The sequence below is a fragment of the Variovorax sp. YR750 genome (genome assembly GCF_900109805.1).
In the GTDB taxonomy this organism is placed as follows: Bacteria; Pseudomonadota; Gammaproteobacteria; order Burkholderiales; family Burkholderiaceae_C; genus Variovorax; species Variovorax gossypii.
Window position 1 is genome coordinate 259,927 of the sequence record NZ_FOBJ01000002.1, and the last position, 13,858, is coordinate 273,784.

Consider the following 13,858-nt stretch of genomic DNA (forward strand, 5'->3'; position numbering starts at 1 on the left):
GTTGGCTTGAAATACTCGTGGCCGCCCGTGCCATGGCTGATGAGACGCCATGGCTGAGGAAACCGGCAACCAACGCTACTACCGAGCGCCCTGCCCCGGCTGCGGGGCGCCGGTCGAATTCCGCTCGGCGCAATCGACGCACGCGGTCTGTCCCTACTGCCAGAGCACCGTCGTGCGCCAGGGCGACACGCTCGCGCGCACCGGCAAGATGGCGGAGCTGTTCGACGACTTCAGCCCGCTCCAGCTGTTCGCCGCCGGCCGCATCCAGGACAAGCCCTTCACGCTGATCGGCCGGCTGCAGTACACCTACCCCGGCGGCCGCTGGACCGAATGGATCGCGTCGCTCGACGGCGACCGCACCGGCATCCTCAGCGAGGACAACGGCGCCTACGTCTTCGCCCTGCCCTTCGACCTGCAGCGCGCCGCGCCCCCGCCGGTCGACCTGCGTGTGGGCGCCACCAGCGCCTTCGCCGGCCAGAGCTACACCGTCACCTCGAACGAGCAGGTGGCGCTGACCTCGGCCCAGGGCGAACTGCCGCACCTGCCGGAGTTGGGCCGCCAGTTCGCGATGGTCGAACTGCGCAACGACCGCGGCCTGGTGCTCAGCATCGACTACGGAACGGCCAAGCCCAGCGCCTACCTCGGCCGCTCGGTGCAGCTCGAGGACCTGCAGCTCACCGGCCTGCGCGCCGAGTCCGCCAAGGACGAGAAAGGCCGCAGCTTCAACTGCCCGAACTGCGGCTCGCCCGTCACCGTCAACCTGGCCGACAGCAAGAGCATCACCTGCGGCTCGTGCAACAGCATCATCGACCTGTCGCAGGGCATCGGCGGCGAGCTGAAGCACGCCACGCAGGACGAGCCCGTGCGCCCGCTCATCGCGCTGGGCACCATGGGCCAGCTGCAGGGCGCGCAGTGGCAGGTGGTGGGCTTCCAGCATCGCATGGGCAGCGAGCCCGGCGACGACGAGCAGTTCGGCTGGGACGAATACCTGCTCTACAACAAGAAGCGGGGCTTCAGCTTCCTGGTCGACGCCGAGGACGGCTGGAGCATGGTCAAGCCGACCACCGGCGCGCCGGTGATGGCCGAGAACGGCAGCAGCGCCACCTACCTCGGCAAGCGCTACCAGCAGCAGTACGCCTACAACGCCGAGACCACCTACGTGGCGGGCGAGTTCTACTGGCAGGTCGAGCGCGGCCAGAAGACCTTCAACCGCGACTTCGCCAGTGGCGGCGCGCTGCTGTCGATGGAGCGCTCGACCAACGAGCTCACCTGGTCGTCGGGCAGCAAGATCGACAGCGGCGCGGTCGCCACCGCCTTCAAGCTCGACGCGAAGAAGGACATGTTCAAGCGCGCCGACGCGCTGCCCGTGAGCGCGGCCTCGAGCCTGGGCTGCGGCACGATCATCCTCATCATCGTGGTGATCATCATCCTGCTGATCATCCTGAGCACCTGCAGCAGCAGCTCGTCGGGCGGCTACCGCAGCTCGGGCGGCTCCTACGGCGGCTATTCGAGTGGCGGCGGCCACAAATGACGGCGAAGATGCACGCGATGTCTCTCATCATTACTACGACTGGAGGTCCCCATGGGATTTGAATGGCTGAAACCGGGCGTGGTCCTCGGATCGCTCGTGTACGCGCTGATCGGCGTCGTGATCTTCTGGCTCTGCTTCCTGATCATCGACAAGATCACGCCCTACGACCTGTGGGGCGAGATCGTCGAGAAGCAGAACGTGGCGCTGGGCCTCGTCGTGGCGGCAATGAGCCTGGGCATCAGCATCATCGTGGCTGCTGCAATCCATTGAGCGACGCGGCCCTGCCCGCGCGCACCCCGGACGCGCGGGGGCCGCAACCGATCGAGATCGCGCTGCTCGCCAGCGTGTTCGTGGTCGCCGCCTGCGGACTCGTCTACGAGCTCACGGCGGCCGCGCTCAGCTCCTACCTGCTGGGCGACTCGGTGCTGCAGTTCAGCACCATCATCGGCACCTACCTGTTCGCGATGGGCGTGGGCTCCTGGCTCTCGCGCTATTTCGACCGCCAGCTGCCGGCGCACTTCCTTCGCATCGAACTGCTGGTTGCGCTGATCGGCGGCGCGCTGCCGGCGATCCTGTTCCTCGCCAACGCCTACGTGCCCGGCGCCTTCCGGCTGCTGCTGTACGGGCTCGTGATGGTCGTGGGCACGCTGGTGGGGCTCGAGATCCCGCTGGTGATGCGCATCCTCAAGCGCAACATCGTGCTCAAGAACCTGGTGTCGCAGGTGCTCACCTTCGACTACCTCGGCGCGCTGGCGGTGTCGGTCGCCTTCCCGCTGATCCTGGTGCCGCAACTGGGCATGATCCGCACCGGCCTGCTGTTCGGCTTCATGAACGCGGCCGTGGCGGTCTGGGCGCTGTGGCTCTTCCGCCATGAGCTGCGCCGCGTGGGCGCGCATGCCGTCGCCTGCTTTCTCGCGCTGGCCGCGCTGGTTGCGGCCTTCGTCGGGGCCAACCACATCACCACGCTGGCCGAGGACAAGTTCTACCAGGACCGCATCGTCTTCAGCGCCACCTCGCCCTACCAGCGCATCGTGGTCACGCGCGGGCTGCTGGGGCACCGGCTGTTCCTCAACGGCAACCTGCAGTTCGCCGAGCGCGACGAATACCGCTATCACGAGGCGCTGGTGCATCCGGTGATGGCGGCGCAGGGCGCGCCGAAGAAGGTCGCGGTGCTCGGCGGCGGCGACGGCATGGCGGTGCGTGAAATTCTCAAGTACCCCTCGGTCGAGTCGGTCACGCTGGTGGAGCTCGATCCGAACATGACGAAGCTCTTCACCGAGCACGAAACCCTGGCCGCGCTCAACGGCCATTCGCTCTCCTCGCCGAAGGTGAAGATCGTCAACACCGACGCCTTCCAGTGGCTGCAGCAGCCGGGCGACATGTTCGACGTGATCGTGGTCGACTTTCCGGACCCGACCAACTTCGCCATCGGCAAGCTCTACACCAACAGCTTCTACTCGCTGCTCGAGAAGCGCCTGTCGGCCAGCGGCTATGCGGTGATCCAGACCACCTCGCCGCTGGTGGCGCGCAAGAGCTACTGGACCGTGGCGGCCACCATCGAATCGGTGGGCCTGCGCGCCACGCCGTACCACGCGCACGTGCCCAGCTTCGGCGAATGGGGCTACATCATCGCGAGCCGCCGGCCGTACCGCATGCCCGATGCCCTGCCGACGGGCCTGCGATTCCTTTCCCCGACCACTCTGCCGCTGATGTTCGACTTTCCGCTCGACATGGCGCGCGTGCCGGCCGAAGTGAACCGGCTGTCGAACCAGATCCTCGTCACCACCTACGAACAGGAGTGGGGCAAGGTCATGGCGCACTGAATGATGCACTCCCCCAGGCTTCGCGCACTTCGTGTCGCTTCGCCAACCCCCTCGCCGGGGGCAACACCTGCGGCCCGACAGGGCCGGTTCCGCGGTGTTCCTGGAACACGCCGAACAGGCAGGTGCGGATGAGGCGGCGCGGATTTCTCGGGGCTGCGGCGGGGGCCGCGGGTGCTCTCGCGCTCGCGGGCTGCGAGGCGCCTGCGCCGCCCATCGAAGGCGGCTTTACCGGCATCGACGTCAATCGCGGCCACGCGATGCGCGATGGCGCTCTCGGGAGTACGACGCCCGCCACGGTTAAGCGCACTCGCGTCGTCATCGCCGGCGGCGGCGTCGCGGGCCTCGCCGCGGCCCGTGCGCTGCGGCTCTCGGGCATCGACGACTTCGCGCTGCTCGAACTGGAGGACACCGCGGGAGGCAACGCGCGCGGCGGCATGGTCAACGGCATCGCTTGCCCGCTCGGCGCGCACTACCTGCCGGTGCCGGGCGACGACGCGCGCGAGGTGCAGGATCTGCTGGAAGAACTCGGCCTGCGCCGCCGCGTGGCGGGCCGCTGGGAATACGACGAGGTCACGCTCTGCCACAGTCCGCAGGAGCGCCTGTTCTTCCACGGCGAATGGCAGGACGGGCTGCTGCCCGTGCACGGCGTGGGCGAAGCCACGCTCGCGCAGTACCGCAGGTTCGCGCAGCGCATGGATGCGTTGCAGCACGCCGCGCACTTCGCCATTCCGACGCTCAAGGTCGCCATCACGCCCGAGCTGCTGGCGCTCGACGCCCTCAGCTTCGAGAGCTGGCTCGACACCGAAGGCTTCAGCGACGTGCAGCTGCGCTGGTACCTCGACTACTGCTGCCGCGACGACTACGGCGCCGGCATCGGGCAGGTGTCGGCCTGGGCCGGCATCCACTATTTCGCGAGCCGGCACGGCTTCCACGCGCCCGGCGATCCGACGGGCAGCGTCAACGATTCGAGCCCCGAGCGCGACGGCATCCTCACCTGGCCGGAAGGCAACGGCTGGCTCACGAAGCAGCTTGCCAGGCCGCTCGGCGAGCGCCTGCGCACCGGCAGCGTCGTCACGCGCATCGCCGAAGTGCGCGACGGCGTTGAGGTCGATGCGTGGGACGCGGCATCGAAATCCATGGTGCGCTGGCAGGCCGAGCGCTGCATCGTCGCACTGCCCGTGTTCATCGCCGCGCGCGTGGTCCAGAACCCGCCCGAGGTTCTGAAGAACGCCGCGGCGCACGTGCGCTACGCGCCCTGGCTGGTGGCCAACATCCACCTGCGCGGCCCGCTGGCCGACCGCGTGGGCGCAGCGCCGAGCTGGGACAACGTGATCTACGGCACCAGGGGCCTCGGCTATGTCGACGCGCGGCACCAGACGCTGGACCCCACGCCGCGCGGCACCGTGCTGAGCTGGTACCGCCCGCTGGGCCCGAGCGGCTACGACACCGCCGACGGCCGCAAGCTGTTGCTGGAGCGCCCCTGGACCGGCTGGCGCGACGACCTGCTCGCAGAGCTGTCGGTGCCGCACCCCGACCTGCCCTCGCTGGTCTCGCGCATCGAGATCACGCGCTACGGGCACGCCATGTCCATCCCCAGGCCCGGCCTGCTGGCGCAGATCGGCTCGCAGCGCAGCGCGCCTGATGCGGCGCACCGCGGCAGCGTGGCGGCGGGCCGGCTGTCGTTTGCGCATGCGGACTGGTCGGGCTACTCGATCTTCGAAGAAGCTTTCACGCGCGGGCATGTCGCTGGAACGGACGCGGTGGCGGCGGCATGAAGGTCGTGGTGCTCGGCGGCTACGGCAACTTCGGCGCGCGCATCAGCCGCGCGCTGGCCGGCAGCCCCGGCATCGAACTGCTGGTGGCGGGGCGCGACGCTCAGCGCGCCACGGCCTTCGCGTCATCGCTGGGCGCGGCCGCGAGCGGCGTACGCATCGACGTGCAGGCCGCCGATCTCGCCGGCACCCTGCGCGGCCTTGGCGTGGAGCTGGTGATCCACACCGCCGGCCCCTTCCAGAACCAGGACTACCGCGTGCCGCAGGCCGTCGCGACGGCGGGTGCGCACTACATCGACCTGGCTGACGGACGGCGCTTCGTGTGCGGCGTTCCTGCTGCTTTGGACGCCGCCTTTCGCAGCGCCAGCCGCACCGCGGTGAGCGGCGCCAGCACCGTGCCTGCACTGTCGTCCGCCGTGGTCGACCATCTCGCGGCCGGCTGGCAAGGCGTCCGCAGCATCGATATCTGCATTGCCCCGGCGCAGGGCGCGTCGCGCGGCGAGGCCACGCTGGCCGGCGTGCTCGCGTACTGCGGCGAGCCGATCCGCGTCTGGCAAGAAGGCGGCTGGGTCGAGATGCCCGGCTGGGCCGATCCGGTGAAGGTCGAGTTCGCGCGCATGAAGCCGCGGCGCGGGGCGCTTTGCGACATTCCCGATCTGGAACTCTTTCCGGCGCGCTACGTTGGAGTGCAGTCGGTGATGTTCCGCGCTGCGCTCGAAGTCGGGCTGGCGCAGCGCGCCTTCGCCTTCCTGGCCTTCATGCGCCGCGCGGGACTGCTGCCGGCGCCGCAGAGGCTGGCGCCCCTGCTGCATTCCGCCGGTGGCGTGTTCGACGCGTTGGGCACGGCGCTGGGCGGAATGGTCGTGCGCGTCGAAGGCACCGATGCACAGGGCCGGCCGGCACGCCGTGCCTGGCACATCGCGGCCGACGACAACCATGGGCCGGAAATCCCGTGCATGGCCGCGATCCTGCTGGCGCGCCGGCTCGCGAACGGCGATTCAGCGCTGCCCGTTGGCGCGCATGCCTGCATGAGTCTGCTGGCTTTGCCGGAGTTCGAGCCGGAGTTCGCGCGCTGGGGCATGGTGACCGACGTGGTCGAAGAAGCGCCAATCACAGTGGCAGGCCATGGCGCACCGGCGATTTGAGTTCGACATGCCGGCGCCTGCCGACGTGGTATTCGACGCTTTCCACTACCACCTGTGGCGCGCACGCTGGGACTCGCTGGTCGGCAACGCCCGCGTGGTGGGCGGCGCGCCCTGTCCTTTTGTCGGGGCCGAGACGGAGAATACGGGCCACGGCTGGTTGCGCGGCTTGTCGATGCGAACGCGCTTCGTGAGCTTCGACCGACCGCATGTGGCTGCGGCCTCGATGGTCGGTCGCTCTTTCCCCTTCAGCCGCTGGGCCGCTTCCATGCGGCACCGCGATGCGCAGCCGGGCCATTCGGTTCTCATTTATGTCTACACCATCGAGGCGGGGCCGAAGGCGTTGCGCTGGTTGCTGGAGCCTGTGGTCGCGTGGGTCTTCGCACGGCAGACGCGGCGGCGCTTCGCGCGCATGCATGCGTTCCTGGCTAAGCATGCGCATGAAGTCGTTGCGTGGCAGCGCACTGAGCACGGAGGCTCCTCCACGTGAAGGATTCCGCTGCGGAGGAACGCCTGCTGCGCTACAGCCTCGTCGCCGTCTGGCTGGTCACCGCCGTGGTCAGCGTCGTCGAACTGAACGGCCAGAGCCGTGACGTGCTGGCTGCCGCGGGCATCGCGTCGCCGCAGTGGCTGGTGCAGGGGCTGGTCGTCGGCGGCGCGGCGGCCGATCTCGCGGTCGGCATCGCGCTGTTGCGGTGGCCCGGGCGCGCCAGCTATGCCGCGGCCCTTGCCCTGATGCTCGTCATGACGCTGGTGGCAACCGTGCTGCAGCCCGGCCTGTGGCTGCATCCGCTGGGCCCGCTGCTGAAGAACCTTCCCATCGCCGCCCTGCTGTGGCACCTGCTTCGTCGCGCCGCGCCATGAACACCTACCTCGTCCTCAAGTGGCTGCACATCGTCTCCAGCGTGCTGATGGTCGGAACGGGGCTGGGCTCCGCCTTCTACATGTTCTTCGCCAACCGCAGCGGCAGCGTGCCCGCGCAGGCGGTGGTGAGCCGGCTGGTGGTGCGCGCCGACTGGTGGTTCACCACGCCCACCGTCATCCTGCAGCCGGCCACCGGCTTCGCGCTGGCGCACATGGCGGGCTTTCCGCTGTCCACGCCGTGGCTTGCGCTGTCGCTGGCGTTGTTCGTCTTCGCGGGCGCCTGCTGGCTGCCGGTGGTGTGGCTGCAGATCCGCATGGCGGCCATCGCGGCGCAGGCGCATCGCAATGCGGCGCCCTTGCCGCCGCTCTATGCGCGCTACCAACGCTGGTGGGAACTGCTGGGCTATCCGGCCTTCGCGGCCATGGTGGTCGTGTTCTACCTGATGGTGACCAAGCCCCAGCTATGAGCCGTTGAAATGAACTGATGAAAGAAGGCCCGGCGCGGGCCTGTGCGGTTTTCACGAAGACTTCACACACAGCGCGATTGCTTCACAGATGGCTCGCACACTCGCGGGCGCCAACAAAAAAACAGTGGGGAGCTTCCATGCTTCAAGTCGCCAACAGAAAACTCGCGTCGATCAGCGACGTGCTCTTCACCGGGCTGGGCCGCGCGCTCGGCTTCCTGCGTCCGCTGGCCCGCGGGCTCATCGGTTCCTGGCGACCCCCGGGGTGGCTGCGCATCCTGGGCGCCTTCCTTCTTCTGGGACTTCAATGGCTGCAGCAGCGCCTCGCGTGGCTCGTGGTGCTTGTGCTGCTCGCACTGGCCGGCTGGATCGCCCATCCCCATGTGATGAAGTGGTGGCACGGCCTCACGCCCGATCGCGTCGAACCCGTGGTCGCCACCGCGAAGGCCGATTCGCCGCAGCGCACGCAGATCGAATTCGACAAGGGCCCCAACCCCTACGTCATCAACTTCTCGGCCTCCGTGGCGCCCATTGCGCGCGTCGGACAGGAAGCCACCGGTGTCACCATCGAGCCCGCCATCGCCGGTCGATGGACGTGGACAAAGCAGAACCGGCTCGAATTCCTGCCCGCCCAGGACTGGCCCGTCGGCCAGCCCTACAAGGTGCAGATTGCCGACAGCGCCCTCGCGCCGCACATCGAGCTGGCGCAGCGCAAGTACGAGTTCACTTCGCCCGAGTTCACCGCGCAGTTCATAGGTGCCGAGTTCTACCAGGACCCGGTCCAGGCCAACGTGCGCCGCGCGCTCTTCCAGGTGCGCTTCTCGCACCCCGTCAACACGGCCGAGTTCGAGAAGCGCCTGGTGCTGACCTACGACCAGCCCTGCAGCAGCTCCTTCTTCAGCGTGGGCAAGTGCGCGAGCGAGAAGTTCACCGTCAGCTACGACAAGCTGCGCCTCATCGCCACGCTGCAGTCGGAGCCGCTGCCCATTCCCGAGAAGACGCGGCCCGCGATCCTGAGCCTCACGGCCGGCACGGTGGCGCAGAAGGGCGGACCGGCGCTTCGCAACGACCAGTCGCGCGCGGTCGACATTCCGGGCCTCTACAGCCTGTCCATCTCCGGCATCGAGCCCACCATCGTCACCGGCGAGAACGGCGAGCCCGAGCACGTGATGCAGGTCACCGCCTCCATGCCGGTGCATGAGCGAGAGATGGCTCGCGTGGTGCAGGCCTGGCTGCTGCCCGTGACGGAAGAAGCCAAGGGCGATCCCGACGAGAAGTTCGACTGGTCCGCCGATCCGTCGAAGGTCACCGACGCGGTGCTGCGCCGTGCGAAGAAGCTCAACCTGCAGCCCATCGCCAGCGAGCGCGAGGTGACCGAGATGGTCAGCTTCCGCATGCCGCAGGCGGAGGGCGGGCGCTACCTGCTGGTGCGCGTGGCCAAGGGCCTGAAGACGCCCGGCGGCTACCAGCTGGGCGCCGCGCGCCAGGACGTGCGCCTGCTCAAGACCTTCGCGCCCGAACTCACCATCATGAGCCAGGGCTCGCTGCTCGCGCTCTCGGGCGAACGCAAGCTGCCGATTCTCGTGCGCGACCTGCCCGGCATCCGCCTCGAAATCGGCCGCCTGCTGCCGCAGCAGCTGCAGCACCTGGTGACGCAGACCAACGGCGACTTCGCGCATCCGCAGTTCTACGGCGGCCTGCAGTCGGACAACCTCGTCGACCGCTTCCAGAAGGAGATTCCGCTGAGCATTCCCGCCGGCAAGGCGCACTACGAGACCGTCGACTTCGCCGAATACCTGCGCAGCGACGCGACCGATCGCCGTGGCGTGTTCCTGCTCAAGGTGCAGGGCTACGACCCCAAGGCGAAGAAGAAGCCGGAGGGCGAAGGCCAGCCGGAGGACGCGCAACAGCAACAGGAAGAGCAATCCTCCGAAGAGGAAGGCGGCGGCGACAACGGCGAAGGCGGCAGCCCCGAGCAGCAGGTCGACCAGCGACTGGTGCTCGTCACCGACCTGGGCATCGTCGCCAAGAAGTCGCTCGACGGCACGCGCGACGTGTTCGTGCAGAGCATTGCCAGCGGCCAGCCCGTGGCCGGCGCGCTGGTGGAGGTGTGGGGCCGCAACGGCATGATCGTCGCGTCGCAGGCCACCGACGCGACGGGCGCGGCCAAGCTGCCCAACCTCGCCGGCTACCAGCGCGAGAAGGCGCCGGTGGTGCTGGTCGTGCGCAAGGACGGCGACCTGAGCTTCCTGCCCTTCAACCGCAGCGACCGCACGCTGGACATCTCCCGTTTCGACGTCGGCGGCCTGCGCGCGGCCGGCGTGCCGAACCAGATGACGGCTTATGTCTTCAGCGACCGCGGCATCTACCGCCCCGGCGACACCATGCACATCGCGATGATGGTGAAGGCCGGCAACTGGGGCACTTCTCTGCGCGACCTGCCGCTCGAAGCCGAGATCATCGACGCGCGCGGCCTCAGCGTGCGCCGCGAGAAGCTTCGGCTCGGCCCCGGCGGCGCGGCGGAGATCGCCCACACCACGCAGGACACCTCGCCCACCGGCAACTACGCCGTCAACCTCTACCTGCCGCGCCAGTCGTCGCCCGGCGCGCCCGAGGTCGAGAGCCTGCTGATCGGCAGCACCACCGTGAAGGTGCAGGAGTTCCTGCCCGACCGCACCAAGGTCACGGCCAAGCTCAGCAATGAAGTCGCCGAAGGCTGGGTGAGCCCCAAGGACCTGAAGGCGCAGATCGACGTGCAGAACCTCTTCGGCACGCCCGCGCCCGACCGCAAGGTGGAAGGCACGCTCACGCTGAGCCCCGGCTTCCCGGTGTTCCGTGCCTTCACCGACTACGCCTTCTTCGACCCGCAGCGCGCCACCGAGAAGCAGGTGGACGACCTGGGCAGCGTGCAGACCAGCGCCGACGGCAAGGCCGAGTTCGACCTGCGCCTCTCGCGCTTCGACGCCGCCACCTACCAGGTGCACGTGCTCGCCAAGGCCTTCGAGCCCGAGGGCGGGCGCAGCGTGTCGGCCGAGGCGCAGACGCTGGTGAGCGACATGCCCTACCTCATCGGCGTGAAGGTCGACGGCGACACCAGCTACGTGAGCAAGGGCGCCACGCGCAACGCCACCGTGATCGCCATCGACCCGCGCGCGAAGAAGACGGCTGTGGCCGACCTGAAGATCGAGCGCGTCGAGCGCAAGGTGCTGTCGGTGCTCATCAAGCAGGACAACGGCCTGTACCGCTACGAGTCGCGCCGCAAGGAGATCGTGCTCGACGAGAAGCCCTTCGCCATCGCCGCGGTCGGCAACAACGTGGTGCTGGACACCGCCGCGCCCGGCAACTTCGCCTACGTGGTGCGCAACGCGCAGGGGCTGGAGCTCAACCGCGTGGAGTACAGCGTGGCGGGCAACGCCAACGTGTCGCGCTCGCTCGACCGCAACGCCGAGCTGCAGCTCACGCTCGACCGCAAGGACTACGAGCCGGGCCAGGAGATCTCGGTGAGCATCCGCGCGCCGTACGTGGGCGCGGGCCTCATCACCATCGAGCGCGACAAGGTGTACGCGCATGCATGGTTCAAGACCGACAAGACCGCATCGGTGCAGAAGATCACCGTGCCCAAGGACTTCGAGGGCACCGGCTACATCAACGTGCACTTCGTGCGCGACCCGGCCTCCGACGAGGTCTACATGAGCCCGCTGTCGTACGGTGTGGTGCCCTTCGCCACCGCGCTGACGAAACGCACCGCCAACCTGCAGCTCACCAGCACCGAGCTGGTGAAGCCGGGGCAGACCGTGAAGATGAAGCTCACCAGCGACAAGCCCACGCGCGCCGTGGTGTTCGCGGTGGACGAAGGCATCCTGCAGGTGGCGCGCTACAAGACGCCCGATCCGCTGAAGCACTTCTTCCAGAAGCGCGCGCTCGAAGTCGGCACGCTGCAGACGCTCGACCTGATCCTGCCCGAGTTCAAGAAGCTCATGCAGGGCGCGGCGCCCGGCGGTGACGGCGAAGGCGAGCTCGGCAAGCACCTGAACCCGTTCAAGCGCAAGCGCGACAAGCCGGTGACCTACTGGTCGGGCCTGGTGGACGTGAACGGCAGCCGCGAGTTCAGCTACACCGTGCCAGAGAGCTTCAACGGCAGCCTGCGCGTGATGGCCGTGGCCGTGAACGACGAGACCACCGCCGCCAAGAGCACCCGCACCGTGGTGCGCGGCGACATGGTGATCCTGCCGAACGCACCGCTGGCCATGGCGCCCGGCGACACCGTCGAGGTGGGCGTGGGCCTGGCCAACAACATCGTGGGATCGGGCAAGGAAGCACCCATCGCGCTCACGCTCACCGCATCGGGCGGGCTCGAAGTGGTGGGCGAGGCCACGCAGACGCTCAAGGTCAACGAGCGCGGCGAAGCCAGCACCAGGTTCAACGTGCGTGCCAAACCGGGCGAGCAGGCGGTGCTGGGTTCTTCCGCGCTGGTGTTCACCTCGACGCACAAGAACTACAGCGCGCGCCTGTCCACCGAGGTGAGCGTGCGGCCCGCGTCGCCCTTCGTCACGCTGGTGCAGGCCGGCAGCTTCCAGCGCGCGGGAGAAATCTCGAGCCAGGCCGACCTGTATCCGAACTTCCGCCAGAGCGACGTGGCCGTGTCGGCCGCGCCCTGGGCCTTCGCGACCGGCCTCATGCAGTACCTGGAGGCCTATCCGCACGGCTGCACCGAGCAGATCACGAGCCAGACCTTTCCGGCCGTGCTGCTGTCGGGCCGCCCCGAGCTGGTGAAGGAAATGTCGCGCGGCCGCACCGCGGAGCAGGGCCCGCTGCCGGAGGCGCGCAAGACCTTCGAACGCTACCTGGTGCAGCTGCGCGCGCGGCAGACGGCCGACGGCGGCTTCTCGTTGTGGCCCGGCGCCGGCACCGACCCCTTCGCCACGCTCTATGCGGTGCAGCTGCTGGTCGAGGCCAAGGACCACAAGCTGCCCGTGCCGCAGGACCTGCTGCAGAAGGCCGACACATACCTGCAGGGCTGGCTCGGCAGCGGCGACAACACGCTCGACGGCTGGCGCCAGCGCACGCAGGCGGCCTACCTGCTGACGCGCCAGGGCATCGTCGCGCCGGCCGCGCTGGCCAACCTGCGCGAAGCCCGCCGCAACCAGCTGTCGCGGCAGGGCGCGGGCTGGGGCGACGATCTCGGCGCCGTGTATCTCGCCGCGAGCTATCAGCTCGTGAAGCAGGAGCAGGTGGCCAACGAGCTGCTCGACCCGGTGTGGGCCGACCTGCTCGCGCGCAGCGAGAAGAAGCAGCGCCGCAACGTCTGGGGCTCCTACTACGACCCGCTGGTGCACGACAGCATGACGCTGCACCTGGTGGGCCGCCACTTCCCCACGCGGCTGAAGACGCTGAAGCCCGCGGTGTGGGAAGGCATGGCCGAGATGGTCCGCGACGGCTGGTACAACAGCCTGTCGTCGGCCTCGATGCTGCTCGCGGTCGACTCGTACTTCGAGGCGGTCGGGCAGAACGTGGAAGGCAAGCTCTCGGCGAGCACCGTCAACGCGCAAGGCCAGGCCGCGGCGCTCGCGCTGGGCGCGGTGAACCCGATCACGCGCGCCGCGGTGCCGGCCGGCACGGCGAAGCTGAGGCTGTCGAACGACAGCGACTTCAACCTGTACTACAGCTGGGCCGAACAGGGCTTCGAGCGCAACGTGCCCGCCACGCCGGTGAACAAGGGCATGGAGATCTTCCACGAGGTGCTCGACGCCAAGGGCAACCCCGTCACCAAGGCCAAGCTCGGCGAAGAGGTCACGGTGCGGGTGCGCGTGCGCAGCCTGGAGCGCGCGCAGATCAACGACGTCGCCCTGGTCGACGTGCTGCCGGGCGGCCTGGAGCCGGTGCTGCAGGCCGTGGGCGACGACGATGCCGCCAACGCCGACGCGCCCATCTGGAAGAAGCGCCTGGGCGGCGGCGGATCGTGGAAGGTGCAGTACGCCGACATCCGCGAGGACCGCGTCGTGTTCTACGGCGGCATCGGCAAGGACCTGCTCGAGGTGACCTACAAGGCGCGCGCCACCAACGTGGGCGACTACGTGGTGCCGGCGGCGTACGGCGAGGCGATGTACGACCGGCGCGTGCTCTCGCGCTCGGCCGGTGCGCGCTTCCAGGTGGTGGCGAACTGATCATGACGCGCTCTTGCCTTGTCCCCTCTCCCGCTTGCGGGAGAGGGTTAGGGTGAGGGGGCGGTACCACCATGGCTCCCGCGCTCGATCCATCGCCG

9 protein-coding genes are annotated in these 13,858 nt (G+C 68.8%); all 9 read left to right on the forward strand.

The window, feature by feature from the left end:
• Window positions 1-49: 49 nt before the first annotated feature.
• A complete protein-coding gene (locus tag BMY35_RS04735) occupies window positions 50-1,531 on the forward strand; it encodes a DUF4178 domain-containing protein (protein WP_093195850.1) in 1,482 nt (493 codons plus the stop codon).
• 51 nt (window positions 1,532-1,582) lie between these two features.
• Complete coding sequence (locus BMY35_RS04740) at window positions 1,583-1,801, forward strand: DUF350 domain-containing protein (protein ID WP_019653703.1); 219 nt, start codon at window positions 1,583-1,585, stop codon at window positions 1,799-1,801.
• Entirely contained in the window at window positions 1,798-3,354 is a 1,557-nt protein-coding gene (locus BMY35_RS04745; RefSeq protein ID WP_371287130.1) for a polyamine aminopropyltransferase, read from the forward strand. The genes BMY35_RS04740 and BMY35_RS04745 overlap by 4 nt, the downstream gene beginning before the upstream one ends.
• Window positions 3,355-3,482: 128 nt before the next feature.
• Window positions 3,483-5,129: an FAD-dependent oxidoreductase gene (locus BMY35_RS04750; RefSeq protein WP_093195851.1), complete on the forward strand. Its 1,647-nt coding sequence runs from the start codon at window positions 3,483-3,485 to the stop codon at window positions 5,127-5,129.
• Window positions 5,126-6,271: a saccharopine dehydrogenase family protein gene (locus BMY35_RS04755; RefSeq protein WP_093195852.1), complete on the forward strand. Its 1,146-nt coding sequence runs from the start codon at window positions 5,126-5,128 to the stop codon at window positions 6,269-6,271. Before BMY35_RS04750 ends, BMY35_RS04755 begins: the two co-directional genes overlap by 4 nt.
• Complete coding sequence (locus BMY35_RS04760; RefSeq protein ID WP_093195853.1) at window positions 6,252-6,758, forward strand: SRPBCC family protein; 507 nt, start codon at window positions 6,252-6,254, stop codon at window positions 6,756-6,758. Before BMY35_RS04755 ends, BMY35_RS04760 begins: the two co-directional genes overlap by 20 nt.
• Window positions 6,755-7,132, forward strand: a complete 378-nt coding sequence (locus BMY35_RS04765) for a DoxX-like family protein (protein ID WP_093195854.1) — start codon at window positions 6,755-6,757, stop codon at window positions 7,130-7,132. Before BMY35_RS04760 ends, BMY35_RS04765 begins: the two co-directional genes overlap by 4 nt.
• Window positions 7,129-7,599 (forward strand): DUF2269 family protein, encoded by a 471-nt coding sequence (locus tag BMY35_RS04770; RefSeq protein ID WP_093195855.1) that lies wholly within the window; start codon window positions 7,129-7,131, stop codon window positions 7,597-7,599. Before BMY35_RS04765 ends, BMY35_RS04770 begins: the two co-directional genes overlap by 4 nt.
• 137 nt (window positions 7,600-7,736) lie before the next feature.
• A complete protein-coding gene (locus tag BMY35_RS04775; RefSeq protein ID WP_093195856.1) occupies window positions 7,737-13,760 on the forward strand; it encodes an alpha-2-macroglobulin family protein in 6,024 nt (2,007 codons plus the stop codon).
• Window positions 13,761-13,858 lie beyond the last annotated feature (98 nt).

Coding starts and splice junctions, on each gene's coding strand:
- BMY35_RS04760 (WP_093195853.1), top strand. CDS start 6,252: ATGGCGCACCGGCGATTTGAGTTCGACATGCCGGCGCCTGCCGACGTG.
- BMY35_RS04750 (WP_093195851.1), top strand. CDS start 3,483: ATGAGGCGGCGCGGATTTCTCGGGGCTGCGGCGGGGGCCGCGGGTGCT.
- BMY35_RS04735 (WP_093195850.1), top strand. CDS start 50: ATGGCTGAGGAAACCGGCAACCAACGCTACTACCGAGCGCCCTGCCCC.
- BMY35_RS04740 (WP_019653703.1), top strand. CDS start 1,583: ATGGGATTTGAATGGCTGAAACCGGGCGTGGTCCTCGGATCGCTCGTG.
- BMY35_RS04770 (WP_093195855.1), top strand. CDS start 7,129: ATGAACACCTACCTCGTCCTCAAGTGGCTGCACATCGTCTCCAGCGTG.
- BMY35_RS04755 (WP_093195852.1), top strand. CDS start 5,126: ATGAAGGTCGTGGTGCTCGGCGGCTACGGCAACTTCGGCGCGCGCATC.
- BMY35_RS04775 (WP_093195856.1), top strand. CDS start 7,737: ATGCTTCAAGTCGCCAACAGAAAACTCGCGTCGATCAGCGACGTGCTC.